This window comes from Leisingera sp. M527, from assembly GCF_025141525.1.
Lineage (GTDB): Bacteria > Pseudomonadota > Alphaproteobacteria > Rhodobacterales > Rhodobacteraceae > Leisingera.
In genome coordinates this window covers 3,801,567-3,824,634 of sequence record NZ_CP081037.1, presented here as the reverse complement: position 1 = coordinate 3,824,634, position 23,068 = coordinate 3,801,567, and the positions used below count along the sequence as shown (strand labels likewise).

General features: G+C 61.3%; 18 protein-coding genes. 8 read left to right on the top strand and 10 right to left on the bottom strand.

Going from position 1 to position 23,068, the window contains the following annotated elements; genetic code table 11:
- Positions 1–8: 8 nt before the first annotated feature.
- The 3 genes from hpaD to K3555_RS18840 all read right to left on the bottom strand — a co-directional run bounded on the left by hpaD (position 9) and on the right by K3555_RS18840 (position 2,984).
- Positions 9–989, bottom strand: a complete 981-nt coding sequence (hpaD, locus tag K3555_RS18850) for a 3,4-dihydroxyphenylacetate 2,3-dioxygenase (RefSeq protein WP_260006627.1) — start codon at positions 987–989, stop codon at positions 9–11.
- Positions 990–1,080: 91 nt separating this feature from the next.
- A complete protein-coding gene (hpaE, locus tag K3555_RS18845; protein WP_260006626.1) occupies positions 1,081–2,592 on the bottom strand; it encodes a 5-carboxymethyl-2-hydroxymuconate semialdehyde dehydrogenase in 1,512 nt (503 codons plus the stop codon).
- Positions 2,592–2,984 (bottom strand): 5-carboxymethyl-2-hydroxymuconate Delta-isomerase, encoded by a 393-nt coding sequence (locus K3555_RS18840; RefSeq protein WP_260006625.1) that lies wholly within the window; start codon positions 2,982–2,984, stop codon positions 2,592–2,594. Before K3555_RS18840 ends, hpaE begins: the two co-directional genes overlap by 1 nt.
- A 114-nt stretch (positions 2,985–3,098) precedes the next feature.
- Here K3555_RS18840 and hpaR point away from each other — a divergent pair, with 114 nt between their 5' ends.
- From hpaR to K3555_RS18815, 5 genes are all read left to right on the top strand, one after another.
- Complete coding sequence (gene hpaR / locus K3555_RS18835) at positions 3,099–3,539, top strand: homoprotocatechuate degradation operon regulator HpaR (RefSeq protein ID WP_129372328.1); 441 nt, start codon at positions 3,099–3,101, stop codon at positions 3,537–3,539.
- A 273-nt stretch (positions 3,540–3,812) separates the two neighbouring features.
- On the top strand, positions 3,813–5,063 hold the full coding sequence (locus K3555_RS18830; protein WP_259988140.1) for a sarcosine oxidase subunit beta family protein: 1,251 nt from the start codon (positions 3,813–3,815) through the stop codon (positions 5,061–5,063).
- A gap of 15 nt (positions 5,064–5,078) precedes the next feature.
- On the top strand, positions 5,079–5,366 hold the full coding sequence (locus K3555_RS18825) for a sarcosine oxidase subunit delta (RefSeq protein WP_260006624.1): 288 nt from the start codon (positions 5,079–5,081) through the stop codon (positions 5,364–5,366).
- Between the two features lie 11 nt (positions 5,367–5,377).
- A complete protein-coding gene (locus K3555_RS18820) occupies positions 5,378–8,389 on the top strand; it encodes a sarcosine oxidase subunit alpha family protein (protein WP_260008561.1) in 3,012 nt (1,003 codons plus the stop codon).
- Positions 8,382–8,963 carry a sarcosine oxidase subunit gamma gene (locus K3555_RS18815; protein ID WP_260006623.1) on the top strand — a complete coding sequence of 194 codons (582 nt, stop codon included), beginning with the start codon at positions 8,382–8,384 and terminating at the stop codon, positions 8,961–8,963. The genes K3555_RS18820 and K3555_RS18815 overlap by 8 nt, the downstream gene beginning before the upstream one ends.
- Before the next feature lie 90 nt (positions 8,964–9,053).
- Here K3555_RS18815 and K3555_RS18810 read toward each other — a convergent pair whose 3' ends face one another.
- Genes K3555_RS18810 through K3555_RS18795 form a run of 4 tightly spaced genes read right to left on the bottom strand, consistent with a single transcriptional unit; the run spans position 9,054 to position 14,218 of the window.
- A complete protein-coding gene (locus K3555_RS18810; RefSeq protein WP_260006622.1) occupies positions 9,054–10,379 on the bottom strand; it encodes an HlyD family secretion protein in 1,326 nt (441 codons plus the stop codon).
- A 16-nt stretch (positions 10,380–10,395) separates the two neighbouring features.
- Positions 10,396–12,537, bottom strand: coding sequence for an ABC transporter transmembrane domain-containing protein (locus K3555_RS18805; RefSeq protein ID WP_260006621.1), 2,142 nt, complete (start codon positions 12,535–12,537; stop codon positions 10,396–10,398).
- 22 nt (positions 12,538–12,559) lie between these two features.
- Complete coding sequence (locus tag K3555_RS18800) at positions 12,560–14,017, bottom strand: ABC transporter transmembrane domain-containing protein (protein WP_260006620.1); 1,458 nt, start codon at positions 14,015–14,017, stop codon at positions 12,560–12,562.
- A 39-nt stretch (positions 14,018–14,056) separates the two neighbouring features.
- Positions 14,057–14,218 (bottom strand): hypothetical protein, encoded by a 162-nt coding sequence (locus K3555_RS18795; RefSeq protein WP_260006619.1) that lies wholly within the window; start codon positions 14,216–14,218, stop codon positions 14,057–14,059.
- A 1,076-nt stretch (positions 14,219–15,294) separates the two neighbouring features.
- Between K3555_RS18795 and K3555_RS18790 the strand changes: the two genes are divergently transcribed.
- The gene (locus tag K3555_RS18790) at positions 15,295–16,518 is read left to right on the top strand and encodes a PA14 domain-containing protein (RefSeq protein ID WP_260006618.1); all 1,224 of its coding nucleotides are present in this window, start codon (positions 15,295–15,297) and stop codon (positions 16,516–16,518) included.
- Positions 16,519–16,613: 95 nt separating this feature from the next.
- On the opposite strand, the gene K3555_RS18785 is transcribed toward K3555_RS18790, so the two are convergent.
- Both K3555_RS18785 and K3555_RS18780 read right to left on the bottom strand, forming a co-directional pair.
- Positions 16,614–17,618: a GlxA family transcriptional regulator gene (locus K3555_RS18785; protein ID WP_260006617.1), complete on the bottom strand. Its 1,005-nt coding sequence runs from the start codon at positions 17,616–17,618 to the stop codon at positions 16,614–16,616.
- A 105-nt stretch (positions 17,619–17,723) separates the two neighbouring features.
- Positions 17,724–19,070 carry an NAD(P)-binding domain-containing protein gene (locus K3555_RS18780; protein ID WP_260006616.1) on the bottom strand — a complete coding sequence of 449 codons (1,347 nt, stop codon included), beginning with the start codon at positions 19,068–19,070 and terminating at the stop codon, positions 17,724–17,726.
- 163 nt (positions 19,071–19,233) lie between these two features.
- Here K3555_RS18780 and K3555_RS18775 point away from each other — a divergent pair, with 163 nt between their 5' ends.
- Positions 19,234–20,535 (top strand): ABC transporter substrate-binding protein, encoded by a 1,302-nt coding sequence (locus K3555_RS18775; protein WP_260006615.1) that lies wholly within the window; start codon positions 19,234–19,236, stop codon positions 20,533–20,535.
- A gap of 22 nt (positions 20,536–20,557) precedes the next feature.
- Here K3555_RS18775 and K3555_RS18770 read toward each other — a convergent pair whose 3' ends face one another.
- Positions 20,558–21,283 carry a FadR/GntR family transcriptional regulator gene (locus tag K3555_RS18770; RefSeq protein WP_259988120.1) on the bottom strand — a complete coding sequence of 242 codons (726 nt, stop codon included), beginning with the start codon at positions 21,281–21,283 and terminating at the stop codon, positions 20,558–20,560.
- A gap of 479 nt (positions 21,284–21,762) precedes the next feature.
- Between K3555_RS18770 and K3555_RS18765 the strand changes: the two genes are divergently transcribed.
- Positions 21,763–23,052, top strand: coding sequence for an ABC transporter substrate-binding protein (locus K3555_RS18765; protein WP_260006614.1), 1,290 nt, complete (start codon positions 21,763–21,765; stop codon positions 23,050–23,052).
- Positions 23,053–23,068: the final 16 nt, after the last annotated feature.

Sequence of the window (23,068 nt, the reverse complement as noted above, 5' to 3'; positions counted from 1 at the left end):
CCTTTTCATCAGGGTGCAATAATCGGCTGGGCATTCAAGGCGCTTGGCTTGGGGGTGGTGCCTTCAAACACCGAGCCTTCCTCAAACCAGCTGCGCGGTGCCGGGGCGCCCCAGAGGGTCTGGCGTTGCGGATCGGTGAGCGACCATTTGATCGGCTCCAGATCCGGGTCGACGGTCTGGTAGTCGGAGCAGTAGATCTCAATCCGGTGGCCGTCGGGGTCGCGCACATAGAGGAAGAAGGCGTTGGAGATGCCGTGGCGGCCCGGGCCGCGCTCAATGTTGTCCACATAGCCGGAGGTCGACATTAAATCGAGCAGGTCGATGATGTTCAAAGGGTTCGGCACCCAGAAGGCGGTGTGGTGCAGGCGGGGGCCGAGGCCATTGGTGAAGGCGACGTCATGCACGCCGCCCTTGCGGTGCATCCAGGCGGCCCAGATCTTGCCGCTGTCGTCATCCTCGGTGAACTCAGTCACGCGGAAGCCGATCTCGTTATAGAAGGCGACCGAGGCATCCACATCCGCTGAGAACATGTTGAAATGGTCAATGCGCAGCGGTTTTACCCCGTTATAGAGCCTGTATTTCTGATGTATCGGTTCCAGCCGGTCCATTTTCACATAGAACTCCAGCGGGATGCCCCAAGGATCGCGGGTACGTAAAGTGCGGCCCATATGAGGGCGGTCCACCCACTCAACCGGCAGGTCCTTGGAGGCGAAGAATTCGGCTGCTTTGTCCAGGTCCGGTTTGTCATAGAGCTTGAAGCCCAATACGCCTACGGAGGCCGTGTCTGCCTTGACCAGCACGATGCAGTGGTGGCCGCGTTCTTCCATCGCACGCAGGTAGATGCGGCTGTCGTCCTCATGCGTGACCTGCAGGCCGAGCGTGTCCACATAGAAGGCGCGGGAGGCGGCGAGGTCGGTCACGGCATATTCCACATGGGACAGCCGCACGATGTTAAAAGGCGGATAGAGGTTCGGGGCGGGGACGGGCATGGTTTGAACCTTTCACTTGCAGTAACGGGCGGGAGCGAGGGGCCGGCCCCTCGCGCTCCCCGGGGTGTTTGAGACCAGAAAGAAGCACGGGTCAGGCGCCGAGGCGCGGTATCTTGTGGTGGCCGAGGGCAAAGCCGATGTGTTTTTGTTCCATGTAGAACTCGAAACTCCAGTCGCCGCCGTCGCGGCCGATGCCGCTTGATTTGACGCCGCCAAAGGGGGTTGGCAGGTGGCGCACGTTTTCCGAGTTCACCCAGATCATCCCCGCCTCTAGCGCGCCTGTGAAGCGCAGGGCGCGGGTCAGGTCGTTGGTCCAGACATAGCCCGTCAGCCCGTATTGAGTATCATTGGCCAGTGTCAGAGCCTCATCTTCGTCTTTGAATCGGATCGCGGTGAGGACCGGACCAAAGATCTCCTCCTGCGCGATGGCCATGTCGTTGGTGGCACCCGTGAACAGGGTGGGGCGGACGAACCAGCCCTTGTCTCCGGCGCGGGTGCCGCCTGCGGCGATGGTGGCGCCGTCCTGTTTGGCGGTCTCGAAATAGGAGGTCACCTTGTCGAAATGCACCTTGTGGATCAGCGGGCCGACTTCAGTGGCGGGATCCAGCGGGTGGCCGACTTTGATGCTGTTGACGCGCTTGATCAGCTTGGATTCAAAACCATCGGCGATGCTGTCCTGCACCAAAAGGCGCGAGGAAGAGGTGCAGCGCTCGCCATTCAGCGAATAGATCATGAAGATGGCCGCATCCAGCGCGCGGTCGAGATCGGCATCGTCAAAGACCACCACCGGGTTCTTGCCACCCAGTTCGAAATGCACCCGTTTCAGGGTGTCGGCACCCTGTTTCATAATCATCGAGCCGGTTTTGCTCTCGCCGACAAAGGCGATGGCTTTGATGTCCTTGTGTTCGGTGAGCGCCTTGCCGGCGTCTTCGCCAAAGCCGTTGACCAGGTTCCAGACGCCCGGCGGCAGGCCGGCCTCATGGGCGATTTCGGCTAGGATGCGGGCGGTGAGGGGGGAGAACTCAGCCGGTTTATGGACCACTGTACAGCCGGCCGCCAGCGCGGGCGCGATCTTCCAGGTCGACAGCATGAAGGGCGTGTTCCAGGGGGTGATCACGCCCACCGGGCCGATCGGCACGCGGGTGGTGACATTCATCAGCGTCGGCGATTGCAGCTGCTGGCCGTCGCGGGCGGCGGTGGCCTTGTCGGCGAAAAAGCGGAAGTTCTCGGCGCCGCGCAGCGCTGCCTTGGACATGAAGCGCAAGGCTTGGCCGGTGTCCCAGCATTCGCACAGCGCGATTTCCCCGGCGCGTTCGACAATCAGATCGGCGATGCGGTGCAGGATCTTCTTGCGCTCAAGCGCCGGCATGTCGCGCCAAGCCGGGAAAGCCTCCTTGGCGGCTTTTGCGGCTGCATCAATATCCTCGGCACCGCCTTTGGCGACGGAGCAGATCAGGCTTTCATCCACCGGTGAGGTTGTTTCAAAACTGGCGCCAGAAATTGCAGGGCGGCTTTCACCACCGATCAGGTTCTGAATTCCGGCCTCGCGGTAGCGGGCCAGATGGCCGTTCAGCGTTTCGATGTTGGAGGTCAGATCGCTCATCACTGGTCCGCCTTTTGCATGTGGTCGCGGATGGTGCCGCATTTTGGGGAAAGCTCAGGGTCGATATTGCGCATCTCCAGCGACAGCGCGATGGAATGCTGCTGCATCGCCGGTTCGAGGAAGGTGCGGGCCGCGTCAAACACCGTCTGGGCGGCGCGTTTGCGGGTTTCCAGATCGCGGCCGGCCCGCAGCCGGATGGAGATGTCGATGTATCCATGCTGCGGATCACCGTCGGCGATTGAGACATGATTGGCCGTAAAGGCCCGCACCCGGAGGCCCGCCAGAGGGAACACGCCGGTGGCCGCTGCAGCCTGCCGCAGGTGGGTGCACAGGGCGGCGATATCGGTGCGCGCCTCCATGTTGGCCGAGTAGTCCAGCGTGATGTGCGGCATGTCAGCTACCTTTTCTGAATTACTTAACATGTGTAGCAAATGCACTGCCGTGAGTCAAGCATAAGAAACCCAAGCGGCAATTGCGTTTAGCCGGAAGCGGGGTGATAATCGGGCATGACCAGGATGATGCCCTCTACCGACCGTTCGCTGCCGATTGCCCTTCTCAGGGCGCGGGAGCGTGTGATGGGACCGATCCGTGCGCTGCTGAGCGGCGCCGGTCTGACCGAACAGCAATGGCGTGTCCTGCGGGTGGTGCAGGAAAGCGGGCCGATTGATCCGACCCAGATTGCCGAGCTGGCCTGCCTGCTGCTGCCCAGCCTGACGCGGATCTTGCAGAAACTTGAGGAAAAGCAGCTGATTACCCGGGAGCGCGACAAGGAAGACCGCCGCCGCCAGGTGGTGCAGATCGCACCGGAGGGGGAGAAGGTCATCGCCGGCAACATTGAGGCGAGCCTCGCGCTGATGAACCGGACCCGTCAGAAGATGGGTGAGGACCGCTATGAGGCGCTGTTGGACCTGCTGAACGAACTGGATGAGATCGACCTGTCTGAGTGAATCGCTTCTGACGCATTTGGCGCGGATACCGGGATGGGTGACGCAAACCGCGCGTATTCTGGAATCGTGACGCCGCTCTGCCGAATTTCAAATATATTGTTTAATTTCAGATAGTTAAATCAATGCTGGTGCATTTCTCATTGCGGAGGGAATGCTGCAGCCGCATTGGTGATATTCTGTTTCTGACGCATATGGCGCCGCTGATGTCCGAAATCACACTGTGAATTGCCGCATTTCTCAACAAATCTGTCGGGGACAGTTGATGAGGACATCATGCGGTACTCCGGCCTGAAAGTAATTAAGGAGGCCCTGACGGGCCACAAGGGATGGCGCCCGACCTGGCGCGATCCGGAACCTAAGAAAAGCTACGATGTGGTGATCATCGGCGGCGGCGGCCACGGGCTGGCGACGGCCTATTACCTCGCCAAGAACCATGGGCTAACCAATGTTGCAGTGATCGAGAAGGGCTGGATCGGCGGCGGCAATGTGGGCCGCAACACCACCATCATCCGTTCCAACTATCTGCTGGACGGCAATGAGCCGTTTTACGAGCTGTCGCTGAAGCTGTGGGAAGGGCTGGAGCAGGACTTCAACTACAACGCCATGGTCAGCCAGCGCGGCATTCTGAACCTTGTGCATTCGGACGCACAGCGTGATGCGGCGCGGCGCCGGGGCAATGCGATGATCCTGAACGGATCCGACGCGGAGCTGCTGGATGTGGACGGTGTGCGGGCGATGTACCCGTTCTTGAACTTCAACAATGCGCGTTTCCCGATCAAGGGCGGCCTGTTGCACCGCCGCGGCGGCACCGTGCGCCATGATGCGGTGGCCTGGGGTTATGCCCGCGGGGCGGATCTGCGCGGCGTCGACATCATCCAGAACTGCGAAGTCACCGGCTTCAAGATCGAGAACGGTAAGTGCCTGGGTGTGGAAACCTCCAAGGGCTTCATCGGCGCCAACAAGGTGGCAAGCTGCGTCGCCGGCTCATCCAGCCGGGTGATGGAGAAGGCGGGCATGCGCCTGCCGATCGAAAGCCACGTGCTGCAGGCCTTTGTCTCTGAAGGGCTGAAGCCGGTGCTGGACGGGGTCATCACCTTTGGCGCGGGTCATTTTTACTGCAGCCAGTCCGACAAGGGCGGCCTGGTCTTTGGCGGCGATCTGGACATGTACAATTCCTATGCGCAGCGCGGTAACCTGCCGGTTGTCGAGGACGTGATGGAAGGCGGCATGGCGCTGATCCCCAGCTTAGGCCGGGTGCGGATGCTGCGCAGCTGGGGCGGCATCATGGATATGTCGATGGACGGCTCTCCCTACATCGACAAGACCCATGTGGACGGGCTCTATTTCAACGGCGGCTGGTGCTACGGCGGGTTCAAGGCGACCCCGGCCTCGGGCTGGTGTTACGCGCATCTGCTGGCAACGGACACGCCGCACAAGGTGGCCGCGGAATACCGGCTCGACCGGTTCCGCCGCGGCTGCATGATTGATGAAAAGGGCCAGGGCGCCCAGCCGAACCTGCACTGAGGAAAGGACCAGACGATGATTATTACCCATCCGATCCTCGGGCCGCGCGACTCGCAGGAATTCACCTATCTGGGCGACGCCAGCCTGATCGACCGGCCTGACTGGCAGGCCGAAGACGCGGCGAACCAGTTTCACGATTACCTGTACCTGCGCGACAATCCGGCGGGCGAACACCGCGAGCTGTGGTTCCACGAGCAGGGCGACCGCTCCTGGCTGGTGGTGACCCGCAACACCGTGACCCATGAAATCCTGAACGTTGAGCTGGCCCGCGATGTGGCCCGGGCAAGGGGGCGCAGCAAATGACTGATGCAGTAATGAACGCCGGCCGCGTGGCCTTTCAGGCCGACGGCAGCACCGGTGCCCGCAAGGGTAGCCAAGTGAACCGTCTGGACGGCGGGCTGATCAAGGGTAGCAAGACGCTGACCTTCTCTTTTGACGGTAAACGCTACAAAGGGTTTGAGGGCGACACGCTGGCCTCGGCCCTGCTGGCAAACGGCGTGCGCCTGATGGGCCGCTCGTTTAAATACCACCGTCCGCGGGGCGTGCTGACCGCGGGTTCCGAAGAGCCCAACGCGCTGGTTGAGCTGCGCAGCGGCGGGCGGCAGGAGCCGAACACCCGCGCCACCACAGCTGAGCTGTACGAGGGGCTGGAAGCAAACTCGCAGAACCGCTGGCCGTCCTTGCAGCATGACTTCATGGCGATCAACGACAGGTTTTCGAACTTCCTGACGGCTGGATTTTACTACAAAACCTTCATGTGGCCGGCTGCGTTCTGGGAGAAGCTGTACGAACCCATCATCCGCAAGGCCGCGGGTCTGGGAAGCATCAGCTTTGAGGACGATCCGGACGCTTATGACAAGGGTTTCCTGCATTGCGACCTGCTGGTGATCGGCTCCGGCCCTACCGGCCTGATGGCGGCGTTGACCGCTGGCCGGGCCGGGGCGCAGGTGATCATTGCCGACGAGGATTTCCTGCTGGGCGGGCGGCTGAATGCCGAAAGCTTTGGCATTGGTGATCTGACCGGCACTGCCTGGGTGGCGCAGGTGCAGGCTGAACTGGCCGCGATGGACAATGTGCGGGTGATGCCGCGTACCACCATCATCGGTGCCTTCGATCACGGTATCTATGGCGCGGTGGAGCGGGTTTCCGACCACGTGCTGGCGCCGGAAGCGGGCAAGCCGCGGCAGATCCTGTGGCGGATCTACTCCAAGCGGGCGATGCTGGCGGCGGGTTCCACTGAACGCCCCATCGCGTTTGAAAACAACGACCGTCCGGGCGTGATGCTGGCGGGGGCCGTGCGTGCCTATGCCAACCGCTGGGCGGTGACGCCGGATCAGAGTGTTGCGGTCTTCACCAACAATGACGACGGCCACCGCACCGCGGCGGACCTGATCGCCAAAGGTGTGAATGTGGCCGCGGTGATCGACACCCGCGCCGATGCGCCCAAGGTTGACGGCGCCGAGCTGTTTGCCGGTGCGCAGGTGGTCGATACCAAGGGCCGGCTGGGCCTGGAAATGGTGCAGCTGCGTTTGGCCAATGGAACCACCCGCGACGTGCCTTGCGGCGCGCTGGCGGTCTCCGGCGGCTGGAACCCGAACGTGCATCTGACCTGCCACCAGCGCGGCCGCCCGGCCTGGCGTGAAGACATTGCCGCCTTTGTCCCCGCGGGGACACTGCCGCAAAACATGTCTGTGGCCGGTGCTGCAAACGGCGATTTCTCCACCGCTGCCGCGCTGCGCGCCGGTGCCGAGGGCGCCGTGGCGGCGCTGTCGGAACTGGGGATTGAGGCCAAACCGGCAGATCTGCCCGAGACCGAGGATGCGCCCATCAACGTGACCCCCTTCTGGTATGTCAAGGAAGGCAAGGGCCGCGCCTGGCTGGACCAGCAGAACGACGTTACCGTCAAAGACGTGAAACTGGCGCATCAGGAAAACTTCCGCTCGGTCGAGCATCTGAAGCGCTACACCACCCTTGGTATGGCGACCGATCAGGGCAAGACCTCCAACATGGGCGGCCTGGCGATCATGGCGGAACTGGCGGGCAAGCAGATCCCCGAGGTCGGCACCACCATGTTCCGCCCGCCCTATACGCCGGTGTCCTTTGGCGTGATGGCAGGCCGCTCGGTGGGTGAGGAATTCCGCCCCACCCGCAAGACCCCCAGCCACAAATGGGCGGAGGAGCAGGGCGCGGAATTTGTCGAAGTCGGCCAGTGGCTGCGCGCCCAGTGGTTCCCCAAGGCGGGTGAAACCCATTGGCGCCAGTCGGTGGACCGCGAGGTGCTGCAGACCCGCAACTCGGTCGGCATCTGCGATGTGACCACGCTGGGCAAGATCGATGTCCAGGGCAAGGATGCGGCGGCGTTCCTGAACAAGATGTACGCCAATGCATTCGCCAAGCTGCCGGTGGGCAAGGTCCGCTACGGGCTGATGCTGCGCGAGGACGGTATCGCCTACGATGACGGCACCGCCGCGCGCTTTGCCGAGGATCATTTCGTGGTCACCACCACCACCGCCAACGCAGTTCTGGTCTACCGCAACATGGAATTTGCGCGCCAGTGCCTGTTCCCTGACATGGATGTGCAGCTGATCTCGACCACCGAGGCCTGGGCACAGTTCGCGGTGGCCGGTCCGAATGCCCGCAAGCTGCTGCAAAAGGTCGTGGACCCCGAATTCGACCTCTCGAACGAGGCGTTTCCCTTTATGGGCTGCGGGGAAGTCACCGTGGCGGGCGGCTGCCGGGCGCGGCTGTTCCGGATCTCCTTCTCGGGCGAGCTGGCCTATGAGATCGCGGTTCCGACCCGGTACGGCGATGCGATGATCCGCAAGCTGATGGAAGCGGGCGAGGAGTTCGGCGCCGTTCCTTATGGCACCGAGGCGCTGGGCGTGATGCGGATCGAGAAGGGTCATGCGGCTGGCAACGAGCTGAACGGGACGACTTCGGCGCTGAACCTTGGCATGGGACGGATGGTCAGCAAGAAGAAGGACTGTATCGGCAATACCTTGAGCGAGCGCGAAGGCATGAACCGGGAAGATGCGCTGAAGCTGGTCGGTTTCAAGCCGGTGAATGCCGCCGATCCGGTGCCGGCCGGGTCGCATTTGATGAACGCTGATGGCGAAGTCAGCGCGGCCACCGATCAGGGTTACATCACCTCTGCCGCCTATTCGCCGGTGCTGGGATGTTCGATCGGGATCGGTTTCCTCAAAAGCGGCGACGCGCGTAAGGGCGAGGTGATCCGCGCGGTCAACCCGCTGGAAGGCCGCGAAACCCGGGTCGAAGTTGTCAGCGCGCATTTTGTGGATCCGGAAGGGGAGCGTCTTCGTGGGTAAGTTCGATAATCATGGCCTGAAAGCCATCTCTCCGCTGGGCGGGTATGAGCCGCGGGCGGATAATTTCACCGGTCTGTTGATCCACGAGGTCACGGACCGGGCGCTGGCCTCCCTGGCGGCGCGCCAGGGGCAGGAGGAGGCGGTGAAATCTACGGCTGCGGCATATTTGGGTGGTGCGTTGCCAGACCCGGCTGGCTGGGCTGAAACCGGTGTGTTCTCTGCCTGGTGGATGGGGCCGGATCTGTGGATGGTCTCAGCCCCGCATGACAGCCACGAGCTGCTGGCGGGTGAGCTGAAACTGGCCGTCGGCGAGGCCGGTTCCGTGGTGGAGCAGACCGACGGCTGGTGCCGCTTCGACCTGGAAGGCGCGCGCTGTTCTGATGTGCTGGAGCGGCTGTGCAATGCTGATATCCGCGGCGCAAAAGCGGGGAGTGCGGTGCGCACCTCGATGGAGCATCTCGGCGTCTTCATGCTGTGCCATGTTCCGGGGCAGCAGTATTCGATCATCGGCCCGCGTTCCTCTGCAGCCTCGCTGCATCATGCGCTGATGGCAGCCGCAAGATCGGTGATCTGAACGAGGCTGGTCAGAACAAGGCAGCCGTCCGCAACGGGCGGCTGCCTTTGTGCTGTTTGGCGCACCGGCCGGGGCAACGGCGGCCGCCGCTCAGCGTTCGTGAAAGGCGCGGTTGATCGGATCGGCGATTGGGGACAGGATATAGTCCAGAACCGTGCGCTCGCCGGTCCGGATGGCCGCGTTCACTTCCATGCCGGCGGACAGGCGGCTGCTTAGATTCTCTGCATCGGCGGTTTCATCAATAAGCGCGATCCGGACGTCAAAATACGCCTCATTACGCTCGTTCAGGCGGGAGTTCGGCGATATTTCAAAGACTTCACCCGCCTGCACGCCGTATTGCCTGGCATCAAACGTGGTGGATTTCAGCTCCACCGGATCGCCAATTGCAACGTGGCCAATGTCCTGAGGCTGGATCTCAACCTCGGCAATCAGCCTGTCCTGGGTCGGCAGGATCTCGGCGATGGGTTCCCCGGGGGCAACCACCTCGCCGGGTCCGCTGAAATGCAGCTTTTGCACAATCCCGGGCACCGAGGACAGGATGGTCAGCCGCTGCTGCCGGGCGGCATTGTCAGCCGAGGCCTGTAAAACCAAGGCAAGCTCTTCTTCTTCTGTTTCCAGTTCAGACATCAGCGTGTCCTTGATACCTGCCACGAATTCCTGTTCCTGGCGGCGGGCTTCGTGCAGGTTGCGTTCACCATCCGCCAGTGCCGCAAAGGCCCGCAGCCGGTCGCCTTCGATCTCAAGCTGCTGCGCGCTCAGCCGGCTCATCGCGGTGGTGCTGAGCAGCCCCTTGCCATGCAGCGCAAGGGCAGCGGATTGCTCGATCGCAAAGGTTTCTTCGCGGCGGCGGGCGTTTCCCAGGATTTGCTGGCGGATTTCAAGCGCCCGCTCCAGCTCCGAAATCCTGGCCCGGTGGCGGGCGCGGCTGGCCTCAAACGCATCCAGCTGGGCCAGCAGCCTGTGGCCCGGTTCCAGCTGGCCGCGGGCGGCACTGCTGGAAAGTGTGCCGCTGATCACCGAAATAACAGACTGCAAACGGGCGGTGTCGCGTGACAGGGCAGCTTCACGGACATTGAGCCGGCCCTGTTCTTCTGTCAGCAGGTTGGCGGACAGCCGGGCCACGGGGGTGCCCGCCTCGACAAAACGTCCCTCCCGCACCAGGATTTCGTCCAGGACGCCGCCGTCGGGATGCTCGACCGGGCGCGGGTTTGACGACGGCACCAGCCGGCCTTTGGCATAGGTCAGTTCCGGCAGTTCCGCGTACCAGCCCCAGGCCGTTGCAGCCGCCAGCGCCGCAAACAGAATGCGCGCCACCCGGCGGGATGTTCCGGTGACCGGTTTGTGGATCACATTCAGCCCTCGTTTCTTGGCCTCGTCCAGGCTGGGGGTCCAAAGGGCTGTTGTTTCCTGCTCCATCACTCTCTCCTTGCCTCTATCCGCCGGTCAGGGAGCCGTTCAAAAACGCGCTGGCCTTGTCGCGCCCTTTGCGGCCCTTGCCGTTCAGCACCGTTCGCCCGCGGTGCAGCACTGTGAAACTGTCCCCTAGCGCAAGATCCCCGGGCCGGTTTGAAATCAGCAGCGTGGTGCTGCTTGCACGCCGCCGGGCAATGGCGGCGCGGATCCGTTTGGCATGTTCGGGGTCCAGCCCTTCGCAGGGCTGATCGAAGATACGGATCGGTCCGGCTTGCAGCAGCGCACGGGCAAGCGACATGCCTTGAAGCAGTTCTTGCTGCAGGCGGCCGCTGGCTTCGACTGTCAGGCGGGTGTTCATGCCGTCCGGCAGGGCTTCGATTTCGCTGCGGACCCCTGCTTCCTCCAGAACGTCCAGAACCTCCCGCTGCGACGCGCCCGGCAGGGCAAATTCAAAATTCTGCCAGATCGTGCCATAGACGAAGGCTGGTTCTTGAGGCGCAAAGGCGATTGCGCCGCGAAGGTCGTCCACCGGAATCTGCCGCTGGTCGGTGCCTTTGAACAGAACCCGTCCGGCCGCAAGCTGGTGCAATCCCGGCAAGATTTCCGCCAGCAGTGTCTGGCCTGACATATTGGCGCCGGACAGAACGGTTATGGTGCCGCTGTGCAAGCTCAGGCTTGCGCCGGCCAGGGCCAGGTCGCCGCTGCCGCCGAACCGCAGAGCAGCCTGTTCCACCACCACCGGTGCTGCCACCGGCGGTGCGGTGCGGGGGGCCACTTCGCGGCGCATTTCCTCTGGCTGGGCCAGAACTTTGTCGATGTCCCGCAAGCTTTGCCGGACGGCCAGCGCCTGGCCCGTCGCCCGGGCCAGCGACTGGACCGGGGACAGGAACCGCCAAATCATCACCAGAATTGCGACGAAGCCGCCAATGGTCAGCTCCCCCTGGATTGCCATTCTGGTTGCCAGCAGCCCGCCGGCCACCCCGGCCAGCAGGATGAGAAACTGGGAGGCATGGGCTGAAAGCTCGATCAGGAACTGCTGCCGCATGGACGCGTTCAGCGCATTGGCAAGGGAGGCGTGGAAGCGTTGCCTCCAGGGTTTGGCGCTATGCAGGCGCCGCAAATGCCAGCGCTGGCTGACGACGGTTTCGCACAGCTTCCGCCAATCGCGTGCGGCATCGTTTGCAATCACTTCCTGACGGCGCAAATGCGGTGCGAAAGCAGCAAGGAACGCCACTTGTGCAAGCGCCGCAGCCAGGGCCGCGAAACCGACAGGCGGCGCAATATAGAACAGGAGCGCGCCGAAAATCACCACAAATGGAGCGTCGAGGGCGACCTGCATCAGCGGACCCACCAGTGCATCCCTGACGGTCTCGAACTGCTTGAGCCGGGCCCGCTGCTGTTGCGAGGCCGATTGCTGCTGCAAGGCGCTTGGGAAGACCATCAGTTTTTCCAGCAATGCAAGGCTCAGCCGGTGCTCCAGCTGTGCTGCCAGGCTGACCAGGGCGCGGCTGCGGATCCAGCGGATGGCAAGCTCTGTAGCGAGGGCCAGAAAAAGCCCGGCGGCCAGCACAGTGATTACCCCCGGTGCGCCCGCCGGAATTGCGCGGTTGTAGACCAGAACGACAAAAATCGGGGTCAGCAGTCCGGCCAGGTTGATGGCAGAAGAGGCAAACAGCAGCGACCAGACATGGTCTTGCAGCCCCTTGAGGAGCGCCGCAGTGCTTTGCGCTGCCGGCCGGCGGCTGGCATCCGACGCCGGAAGCAATGACAGCCGGGTTTCATCCGGGCCTGCCATTGCCCGCCCTGACGCAGGGCTGGCCAGGCGAAAGCTGCCATCCCGGCGGATGTAAAGGCTGATCCCCGATTCTGCCGGACCTTGCGCGGCACGGCCATCCTGGCGCAGGTACGGCACCCGCAAGGCAATCAGCGCGTCGCATAAATCCCAGCCGTCAAAACTGCTGCGCCCGTGCGGCAGTGCCGCGCGCACCTGTGCCTCCATCGCGTCCCAGCCGCCAAACCGCAGCAAGGCCGTCAGCAGTTCTGCGGCACGCGCCGGTTCTGCCTGCAGCTGCCTGCTTGCCGCCCACTTAAGAACACTGCTGTGCGGCCCCTGCACCCGGGTGCCGTCCAGCTGCCCAAAGCCGGTGTTGATACTGTTCATATCAGATCTCCGCCTTGCCGGGTCATCGCGTGCCGCTGGATGCAGCGGTTTCAGAGCTGAGCCGGATGGTCGTATTGGCAGCATCCAGAATTGCCGGGGCGGCCCGGGTCAGCACACAGGTTGTCTTGCCTTGCAAGGACAGCAGCAGCGCTTCGAGCGCCCGCACCCCGTCCGGGTCCAAGTCGGCAAAGGGATCTTCAAGCAACAGAATTGCGGGTTGCTGCGCAAATGTTCTTGCCAGCGCCAGGCGCCTGAAAAACCCCGGGCTGCCGGCGCCTTGGCCATTGCGCGCAACTTGGCTGTGCACCCCGTTGGGAAGCTGGGCGAGCTGGCTGCTGACACCAAGTTTCAAGGCTGCGGCCTGCAGGGCTTTGGTGTGCCGCTGGGGGTCGAAGAGGGTGAGGTTCTCCAGAATTTCGCCATCCGTCAGCGCAAGCTGCCGCGGCTCGAACACCAGGCCTGGCGGGGAGTTGGCGGCATCCGGGTCAAGATATCCGGGCCCGTCCAGATAAACCGTTCCGCTGCTGGCCGGGACTTCGCCGGCAAGGATCCGCAGGAACGTCCCCGAGCAGCACTGGACACCGCCTTCAATGGCAATCAGCTGCCCGGGTGCCGCCGAAAAACTGATATTGCGGAACCAGCTGCCGTTTTTCCCGGGCCGGTCCAGAGATAAGCCTTTCACGGTGATCGCCCCGGTCACCGGGACACGCACCGGCGCTGCGGCGGCTTTCTTCACTGCAGCCACCTTGGCCAGCCCGGAGGTTCGTGCCCTGTCGTCATCCTTGACGGCACTTAGAAATGTCAGCTGGATGACCGGCTGCACGGCACGTCCGGTCAGCAGCATGCTGGCAGCCAGTTCTGCAACTGACAGGCTGCCTTGTATGGCAAGCAGCCCTCCCAGGGCGCAGGTCAGGACTGTTGCGATCTGGGAGCCGGCACTGGCTGCAGCCTGTCCGGCGTTGCTCACCCGGATGATTTTTTCCCCGGACGCAGAGGCACTGGCATGAAGCAGCTCATACCGGCGCAGCATCTGATGCTCCAGGCCAAGCAGCTTGATCAGCTGTGCCCGCTGCAGGATCTCCTGCAGGAATGACAGCCTGCGTTTGTCGTATTCCCGCTGCAGCTGCGAAGCTGTCCGGTAGGGCGGCCGCAGCAGGGCAACCGTCAGCAACAGCCCGGCTGTCACGGTGAGCGGAGCCGCCACCAGCCAGCCGCCCATTGCGGCAATAACCAGCAGAAAAAGTACGGAAAACACCAGATCTACCGACATTTTGACGATCTGCTCTTTCACAGCGTGGCGCAGGCCCAGCACCCCCATCAGACGTTCAACAGCGGCTTCCTGCCCCATCTGCTCCAACGCGCCGGGAGCGCCTTCAAACAGGGCATCGGACAAGGTTTCGCCTGCCCGTTCCCCTTCATGCCGTACGGTTTCCAGCACGTAATGGGCGCGCGCAGCCTTCAGCACAAAGTCGATCAGCAAGACGGCAATCAGGGCCAGAAAAATCCCGAACAGAGTGTCCTAAGATTGATTGGGAATGACCCGGCCGAAAACCAGAAGCATCGCAACAGGTAAGGCGAGTGTCAGAAGATTGATGATGATCGCTGAAAGAATCGAATCGGGATCGAGTTTCAAAACACCCGGCCGCAAGGCGGCAGTGCTGGACTGGCCTGTCCCCGACATATTTACTCCTTAAACACAAACACTACTATAGATTGAATATTGCGGGTCTTCTCTTTATCCCGCGTAAACGGCTGAGCAAGGGCGGCTACAATTTAGGTGCAGATTTACAGACGGATCATTCGCCTTATGGTGGAGTTGAGTGCTATTAATGTACAGGAAAGCATCAGGGTTGCCGGACGTTGCAGGCCGCTGCCCGGGATACTTGTTGAGTGAAATGGTAATGTTCTGCCGGGCAGTTTTAGATGGCTGCGGATAATCCGTTTGGCACAGGAGGTGCCGGAAATTTCAGTGCTGAGCCGATTGGGGTCCGGGTTCAGGAAACAGAGCGTGAATTGCGTACGAAAGCGGCAAATACGGCGCCAAAGTTCGGTGAGGGGGATGGCACCGGTAATGGAGAGCGTCAGTCACTTTTGCATCGCGGTGCTATGGACTACCCTGGAATGGACAAAGCCCAGGGCGATGACTGGGATGTGCTGCCGCAAAAAGCCGGTAGTCAACCAGGCCGTGCTGCGCAAAAGCCAGCTGAAGCCGACGGTTTAGAAGATCCTTCCTTAGCTTTGCCGGATCAAGGACGGCTGCCCGCCGCGCTTTCTACCATTCGTGGAGGGGATACGACGGCAACGCCGGATTTACAGCAAGCCGCATTGCCAGCATCAATTGCCGAACCGTCCGCCAATGCCGACGCCTTTCAAAGCAGTGATGCCGGGCCACAGGCCCTGTTTTCTCCTGCGCCTCCTGCCGGGGGTCGAACCGGTAAGCCTGGCACACCGCAGGATCCGGACCCAGTTGACCCGTCACCAACGGATCCTGACCCAGTTGACCCGACACCAACGGATCCGGACCCAGTTGACCCGACACCAACGGATCCGGACCCAGTTGACCCGACGCCTACGGATCCTGACCCTGTGGACCCGACGCCAACGGATCCTGACCCTGTGGACCCGACACCAACGGATCCTGACCCAGTGGATCCGGACCCAGTGGATCCGACGCCAACGGATCCTGACCCAGTTGACCCGATACCAACGGATCCGGATCCCAGCGATCCTTCTGTCAACACGGCCCCGGGCGCGCCAGTGCTGGACAATACTACGGTTGCGGAAAACGCGGCGGGGGCGGCGGTCGGCGCGGTCTCGGCCAGCGATCCGGAGGGCGATGCGCTGACCTATACGGTGGATGATGCGCGGTTTGAGGTCTCGGGCGGGGTGCTGAAGCTGAAGGACGGCATCAGCCTGGACCATGAGGCGGAGCCTTCGGTCCCGGTGACGGTCACGGCCACCGATCCGGGCGGGCTGAGCAGCAGCGAGACCTTCAGCCTGACGGTCGGGGATGTTGCTGTCCCGCCGGCTGCTGTGACAGTGAGCACCAGTTTCCATGTGGAACAGATCGCAGTTGCGGATGGGGTGCTAGGTATCCTGGGTGTCGATTTTGGCAGTGATCCGCTAGGGGATTTCTATACCGAGACCATTGATTTCCCGAGCACCCCGTTTTCGTTTTTTGATGCAGCATCAGCCGATGTGTTTGCAACCCGGGTCACCGGTCGTATCCAAGTTGATGATCCGGGCAACTATGAGTTTCGGCTGACCAGCGGTGATACTGTTGTCATGTGGATCGATGGGGATCCTGTGGTTATCAATGCGGTTGAGGGACTTGCCACCGTGCAGATCGGAGCCTGCAACATGGGCGCAGGTGAGCATGAAATTGTCATTCATCACCTCGACCTGAATGGCGACGCAGAGATGACGCTGGAGTGGCGCGGGCCTGGAGAGACAGATTTCAGCCTGGTGACGCCCAGCCCGGCCGGTACCATCGAAGATGATGATGATGCTGGGTTCATCGTGGACATCGACACCGGAACGTCCGCATTGCTTTCGGTCAAATTGACCGATGTTCCGGACAATTGGGTGATCAGTTCGGATGGGAATGCAGGCATCCCTGCCGGAGGGGAGCTGGACGTCACGGGCTGGGATTTGTCACAATTGACAATCGCGCCGGCCTCCGGGGACTTGGGGGCCGCTACGATCAATGTCGAAACTACGCTGCAAGCACCGGGTGGAGAGGGCGAGACGTCTTCCAGCAGTTTTGGTGTAAATGTGGTTCCCGAAAATGGGATCGTGCTGGACCTTGATCTGGGATTGGGTGGTCTTCCTTTGCCATTGGGGCTGGGTGTCGAACTGGCAGCCCAACCGGTTTTACCCGGAGAGGTTCTTGCTGAACCCGCATTGGACGAGCCCTTGGAAATGGCCGCTCAGCCGCACGCGGCACAACTGGATCCAAGTGGTGTGCAGGTGTTGTTCTGAGGGATGCCAATGTAACTAGCATTGAATGTGCGACAAGCTTCTGTGTTGCTCGAATGAAACGCTATGGTCAACGCCCCTGCTGTTTAGAGGGGCCGCTAGGCTGAAGGAATTGGGCGGTTGTCCTGGACCCGGAACAGGTTCACCTTGCGACGCTCCTCTTGCGGAGTGACGCCAAAACTGTCGCGGTAGTGCTGCGATAGGGTCGAGGATGTGGCATATCCAACTGCATTGGCGATCGAGGTAATGGAATCCCGGGAGTACATCACCAGCTGCCGGGCCGCGTTCATCCGCAGTGTACGGTAATAGATTGCGGGGCTTTGCCCGGTGGCGGATTTGAAGCTGCGTTCCAGCTGCCGCGGGGAGACGCCGATTTCGCTGGCGGCGTCGCGGATCGACACCGGATGCTCCAGATTGTCGGCAAAAAGCTCCACTGCCTTGGCCACTGGCGGCGGCAGGCTGTCGGCGGTGCTGTCGGTCTTAAAGGCGGGGATCTTCTGACGCACGCCCTCGGCCCGGACCATCGGGTGCTGAAACCAGCAGGCAACCTCGGTCATCACCGCGTCGCCCATGGTCTGCTCGATCAGTTTGAGCGAGAGGTCGAACATTGCCGCAGCACCGCTGGCGGTAAAGCGGCGGCGGTCCAGAACGATTACATCGTCGACGGTGGCAAGCGACGGGAATTCGGCGCTGAAGGCGGCCTTGTAGCACCAGTGGACCGAGCAGCTGTGCCCGTCGAGCAGGCCGGAACGCGCGAGCGGGAACACTCCGCCCGAGACCGCACCCATGGTGGTGCCGTGGCGGGCCAGGTGGCGGAGCTTGCCGTTGGAGCCTTTGGGGTCATCGAACTTGCCTTGCGGACTGGACAGTAGAAACAGCGTGTCGATGTCATCGGCCTGATCCAGGGCGCAGTCAGGCTGAAAGGCCACATTGGCAGAGGCGTTCACGCTGGCGCCGGTTTCCGAGACCAGTTTCCAGTGAAAGGTTTCAGTGCCGGCAATTTCATTCGCCGCCCGCAAAGGCTCGATAGCCGAGGTCAGGCAGGCCATTGGAAAGCCCGGGAAAATCAGGAAGCCAAGTGTCATGGTATTATCGCGCTGCATAAGGTGGATATTAGCTTGCGAAGAGGGATTCGCACAGCGGCGAAAGGTGCCTGCGCCGCCCAGGAAGGAAAACGGCGCAGGCGGATCTGCCAAAGCAAGCAGATCCTAGTTCTGCAGGTAGGCCTCCAGCGAGTCGTCCAAGGCGTCCTTCCACGGTGTGTGGTGGACCGGCGCCATGGTGCCGGTGATGACCGATTTGTAGGAATGGTTGCGGAAAGCCATGATGTCTTCGGCCTTGTGCCCCTTCCATTCATAGAACGCCTGGCATGCGCCGGCCACGTCGAAGGTCGGGTAGTCTGTCTCTTCGATCAGCTCCAGCACATAGTCGCCCTGGTATTTGATCGCGTATTTAACATCATCCGAGGCTTCTTCGCGCGCTTCACGCTCCTTCACGTCGGCCAGCAGGGTTGCCTTGTCCGCGGGGATTTCGATCTTGCCCATGATCGCATCGCGGACCCACCAGGCCTGGGCGTCGAACATATTGAAAGTGAACCACTGATCCTGCATGCCCAGATAGAACATCTTGGGGTTATGGGCAAAAACCACGCCCTTATAGAGGTCAGCCGAGGCAAGGCGGTTGGCAGTTTTCAAGCGCAGATCGTCCGGCAGGAAGCTGAAGAAATGCTTGTAGCCGGTGCAAAGGATGATCGCGTCAACTTCCTTTTGGGTACCGTCCGCGAAAGTTGCGGTGTTGCCGTTGACCGACTCCAGCGCCGGAACCTCGTCCCAGTTGTCCGGCCATTTGAAGCCCATCGGAGCAGAGCGGTAGGAGGTTGTGATCGATTTGGCGCCGTATTTCCAGCACTGCGAGCCGATGTCTTCGGCCGAGTAAGAGGCGCCGAGGATCAGGATGTCCTTGCCCTTGAACTCGCGCGCGTCGCGGAAGTCGTGGGCGTGCAGCACGCGGCCGTTGAAGGTGTCAAAACCCGGATAGAACGGCACATTCGGGGTCGAAAAATGGCCCGATGCACAAATAACGTGATCGAAGTCTTCCTTGTAGGTGCTGTCCTTGGCGTGGTCGTGCACGGTGACGGTGAAATTGCCCGCGTCCTCATTGTATTCGACCCAGCGGATCGGCGAGCTGAAGCGGATCCACTTGCGCACGTCGGCTTTTTCCACCCGGCCTTTGATGTAGTCGAACAGTACAGCGCGCGGTGGGTAGGATGCGATTTGCTTGCCGAAATGCTCCTCAAAGGAATAGTCGGCAAATTCCAGGCCTTCCTTTGGTCCGTTGGACCACAGGTAGCGGTACATCGAGCAATGCACCGGTTCGCCGTTGTCATCCAGGCCGGTGCGCCAAGTGTAGTTCCACAGCCCGCCCCAGTTGTCCTGCTTTTCAAAGCAGACGATCTCCGGGATTTCTTCGCCCTTGTTGGCGGCGGACTGGAATGCGCGCAGCTGGGCCAGGCCGGAGGGGCCGGCGCCGATGATGGCGATACGTTTCTTTGTCATGTGGCTCTCCCATTGGTACGGACCAATATTGTGGTTTGGTTCTTTTGGTCTGATCCAATTAGGTCCAAAATTGCACTGCCGAGTCAACATATTTTCACGGAGGGAATATGTTTTTTCTCTGATGGGACTGGCGAAGCAGTGAATTGTTGTTAGGATTCAAGCCATGAAGACGACCAGTTTTGTACACCAGCTGACGGCCCGCGCGGCGCTGCCGCGGCTGTCGGTGGGAATGACAGAATCAGTGAATATCGGCTTTCTTGGCCCGCTTTCGGGTCGGGTGGAGAGCTGGGGGCTGCCAGGGCTGAACGGCTGCCGGATCTGGGAAGACGGGCTGAACAAGGCGGGCGGGGTGCTGATTGGCGGCCGCCGCTACCCGATCCGCATCCATTCCTACGATTGCGGATATGACCCGGAACGTTCGCTGGAGGGCGCGGTGGAACTGGTACAGAAGCATAAGGTGAAGCTTATGCTGATGCTGGGCGGCGATACCTTTGCGCCGGTGCGCGAATTTCTGATGCGCAACAAGGTGCTGACCTCGACGCTGCTGCCATCCGATTTGTCGCCCGATACGCCCTATCTGATCGCGCCCAGCGAAGCGCACCCGATCCAGAATGTGACCGGCGTAGCCTGGCTGGCGGAAAATAAACCGGGTTTGAAAACCGTGGCCTTATGCAGCCAGGCGGATCTGCTGGGGATGCCGTCACAGGCGGTCTACCGCGCGGCGTTCAAGGCGGCAGGCAAAACGATCCTGCGCGAGGTGCAGTATGATCCGGGTTCCAGCGATCCGGGGCCGGTGGTGGACCCGATGCTGGAGAGCTGCGCCGATATCCTGTGCTGGTGCTCGTCTTATGCGCCCATGGTGCATGCGATGACCGAATATGCCTATGCCAAAGGGTTCAAGGGGCAGATTATCAGCTGCACCATGGATGGCTATGATCAACTGGTGGAACGGACGTCGCCCGAATTCATGGAGGGCGTGGTTTTCCAGTTTCCGGATTTTGACGATCCGCTGCTGCGGGAAAAGGCGTTTTTCTTTAACCGCCCGCATGTGTTTTTTGAGGAATACAACCGCCGTTTCCCAGGCAGCTGGTCGGCGGTCAGCTGGGAGTATGTGGCGATCCTCGACATCTGGCACAGCGCGGTGGAGAAGGCTGGTTCCGTCGAACCCCCATCGGTGCTGGCCGCGATGAAACAGCTGGGGCATGTCACCCACGCGTTTGGCCATGCGGAATGGTGGGGCGAGGATATTTTCGGTATTTCCAATGCCTTGGTTGGCGATTGGCCTGTCGTGACCATTCAGGAAGGCAAGGCGCGGATTGCCGGATTTAAATCGATCCCCGATTGGCTCGCGCAGCATTCCGCCTTGCTGAAATCCGAAATGGCGGCATTGGGGCAGCTGTGGCACCAGCGGCTGGAAAGCGGTGCGCCGGGCAGCGAGGTCAGCTCACGCGCAGTGAAGGGCTGAGCGGGCGGAAGACCGGCCGGGCTTAGACTTCCTGCAGCAGCAGCTTCTGCTCGTCGATCAGGTGCAGCTTGATGAATTCAACCGCGGATTCCACATCGCGTGAGGCGATGGCGTTGAACAGCGTGTTGTAGCGTTTCTGGTATTCTTGCATCCGTTGCGGCGTCAGATGGCGACGGCGCAGCGCAGTACGGTAGGACAGGCGGCAGGCCTCGATTGTCAGCTCGTAGCAGGAGTGCAGCAGCGGGTTGCCGGTACCCTCGGCAATCTTGCGGTAGAGATCCTCCTCAGCCTCGATGAATTCCCCCGGATCAGTGCGGACCGCTTCGACGCGCGAGAGGATCTGGTCCAGCTCCTCGATTTGCCGCGGGGTCATGTTGATCACTGCAAGGCGCACCAGTTCCGGCTCCAGAATGCCGCGCACCACCAAGTGGTCAAGCGGCGAAACTTCTTTGGCCAGTGACGAATAAGTGGTTTCGGGTTTGGGATCAGAGCGGAATTTGACAAAGCTGCCGGACCCGGGGCGGCGATGGATCACGTCCTGGCTGGCCAGAACGTCCAGTGCTTCGCGCACAGTATTGCGGGCAACGCCCAGCTCCGAGGCCAGGGTGCGTTCTGACGGCAGCCGGGTGTCCACCGGGTAGGTGCCCGCCTTGATACGTGCAAACAGAGTGTCGATCACGACTTGCACCGTGGCACCAACCGAATGGGTGGTCAGGATTTGCGAGGTGGTGTCTTCCGCTGAGCTCATGGTCTGTTTTTTCCGGGCCGGATGGGCGGGGGAATCCCCTGCGCCTGATCGCTGTGACAGATGTGCAGTTACCCGTTTTGGCGGCCTCAATGCAACCGTCTGACACAGCTGGGATTGGTCTTAAGGCTAACGATTCTTAAGTCCGGCGGCAAGAAAGTTGAAAAAATTGGTTCTTAAATTGGTTGAGGGCGTGCTCGAATAACATGTGCCGCAAGGTCATGTTTTTGTGTCGTTTTCAGGATCTGCTTTGCCGTATATCTGAGCGAATGGTCTTGTATTGGTGCCTTTTTGGTCCGTTGCATGAAAGAAAATTTCTTTGCGGTGAACCAACTCGCTGCTAGCCTTGGTCCAGGATGGGGCCAATTTATCCCAATTGGTTCAGCCGTGTTGAGCTGAAATCAAGGGGCGCTGAAGACAGCGGCCGCATCCTGCTGAAAACACCGCCGTAAAAACAGGCGGGTCCAACATGGGAGAAGAAAATGATTTCCAAGATCGTGAAATCGGGGCTGACCCGGAGGACGTTCCTTAAGTCGACGGCGGTTACCGCGATGAGTGCCGGCCTGCCGGCCGCGTCCTTGGCCGCAGGCAGCACCATCAAGATCGGTTTCCTGGCGCCGCTGACCGGAGCTGTGGCAGCCTGGGGCAAACCCGGCTTGGACGGCTGCCAGATTTGGGCTGAGCGGGTGAATGCCGCGGGCGGCATCAAGCTGGGCGATAGCAGCTATAACGTCGAGTTTGTGTCTTATGACAACGAATACGACCCGGCCAAGGCGCGCACCGGGGCCACCAAGCTGATCCGCGAGGACGGTGTCAGCTTTATCATGATGCTGGGCGGCGACACCTGGCCCGGTGTGCAGCCGGTGGCGGACAAGACCGGGATGCTGTTCTCGACCCTGCTGCCATCGGATTTGTCACCCGATTCCAACACGCTGATTGCACCGGCTGAGGTGCACCCGATTTACAATGTGACCGGGGTGGAGTGGCTGGCCGAGAACAAGCCGGACCTGAAAACCGCGGTGATGTGCGCGCAGGATGATGCGCTTGGCCTGCCCTCGGTTGCGACCTATCTGGCGGCGTTTGAGGCCGCGGGCATTGAAATGCTGGATGAACCGCTGCTGTTTGACCCTGCCACCACCGATTTTGCGCCGGTTGTCACCCGTCTGATCAGTAAGGACCCGGATATTGTCTGCCTCGACACCTGCTACAGTGATTACGTGCATCCCATTGCCGAGCAGCTGTTCCAGCAAGGGTTCAAGGGGCAGATCATTTCCTGCACTGCGGATTTCTATGACCAGATGATCGCCAAGACCTCGGAAGAGTTCATGGAAGGGTTTGTCTTCCAGTTCCCGGATTTCGATGATCCGGCGCTGAATGGCGACAACATAAACTTTACCGATCCGAATGGGTTCTATGAGGAGTTCAACACCCGCCACCCGGGCCAATGGGGGGCTGTGAGCTGGGAGTATGCCTCGATCATGGATCTGTGGAGGGCTGCAGCGGAGAAGGCAGGATCGGCCAGCCCGGATGCCGTGGCGGCTGCGATGAAAGAGGGCAAGGGCAAGCATGCCTTTGGCGATGCGGAGTGGTGGGGCACCGAGCTGTTCGGCATCGACAACGCGCTGGTTGGCGACTGGCCTGTGGTGGCGATTGAGAGCGGCAAGGCCCGGATCAAGGAATTCCGTTCGATCCCGGACTGGTACGCAAAACATGGCGATCTGCTGATCAAGCATATGCAGGCCTATGACCAGATGTGGGATCAGCGCAGCTGATCTTTCAGGCAGGCAA

What these genes read in the sequence shown, in the direction of transcription:
- hpaD (WP_260006627.1), bottom strand. Translation starts at nt 989, where the DNA reads ATGCCCGTCCCCGCCCCGAACCTCTATCCGCCTTTTAACATCGTGCGG.
- hpaE (WP_260006626.1), bottom strand. Translation starts at nt 2,592, where the DNA reads ATGAGCGATCTGACCTCCAACATCGAAACGCTGAACGGCCATCTGGCC.
- K3555_RS18840 (WP_260006625.1), bottom strand. Translation starts at nt 2,984, where the DNA reads ATGCCGCACATCACGCTGGACTACTCGGCCAACATGGAGGCGCGCACC.
- hpaR (WP_129372328.1), top strand. Translation starts at nt 3,099, where the DNA reads ATGACCAGGATGATGCCCTCTACCGACCGTTCGCTGCCGATTGCCCTT.
- K3555_RS18830 (WP_259988140.1), top strand. Translation starts at nt 3,813, where the DNA reads ATGCGGTACTCCGGCCTGAAAGTAATTAAGGAGGCCCTGACGGGCCAC.
- K3555_RS18825 (WP_260006624.1), top strand. Translation starts at nt 5,079, where the DNA reads ATGATTATTACCCATCCGATCCTCGGGCCGCGCGACTCGCAGGAATTC.
- K3555_RS18820 (WP_260008561.1), top strand. Translation starts at nt 5,378, where the DNA reads ATGAACGCCGGCCGCGTGGCCTTTCAGGCCGACGGCAGCACCGGTGCC.
- K3555_RS18810 (WP_260006622.1), bottom strand. Translation starts at nt 10,379, where the DNA reads ATGGAGCAGGAAACAACAGCCCTTTGGACCCCCAGCCTGGACGAGGCC.
- K3555_RS18805 (WP_260006621.1), bottom strand. Translation starts at nt 12,537, where the DNA reads ATGAACAGTATCAACACCGGCTTTGGGCAGCTGGACGGCACCCGGGTG.
- K3555_RS18795 (WP_260006619.1), bottom strand. Translation starts at nt 14,218, where the DNA reads ATGTCGGGGACAGGCCAGTCCAGCACTGCCGCCTTGCGGCCGGGTGTT.
- K3555_RS18785 (WP_260006617.1), bottom strand. Translation starts at nt 17,618, where the DNA reads ATGCAGCGCGATAATACCATGACACTTGGCTTCCTGATTTTCCCGGGC.
- K3555_RS18780 (WP_260006616.1), bottom strand. Translation starts at nt 19,070, where the DNA reads ATGACAAAGAAACGTATCGCCATCATCGGCGCCGGCCCCTCCGGCCTG.
- K3555_RS18775 (WP_260006615.1), top strand. Translation starts at nt 19,234, where the DNA reads ATGAAGACGACCAGTTTTGTACACCAGCTGACGGCCCGCGCGGCGCTG.
- K3555_RS18770 (WP_259988120.1), bottom strand. Translation starts at nt 21,283, where the DNA reads ATGAGCTCAGCGGAAGACACCACCTCGCAAATCCTGACCACCCATTCG.
- K3555_RS18765 (WP_260006614.1), top strand. Translation starts at nt 21,763, where the DNA reads ATGATTTCCAAGATCGTGAAATCGGGGCTGACCCGGAGGACGTTCCTT.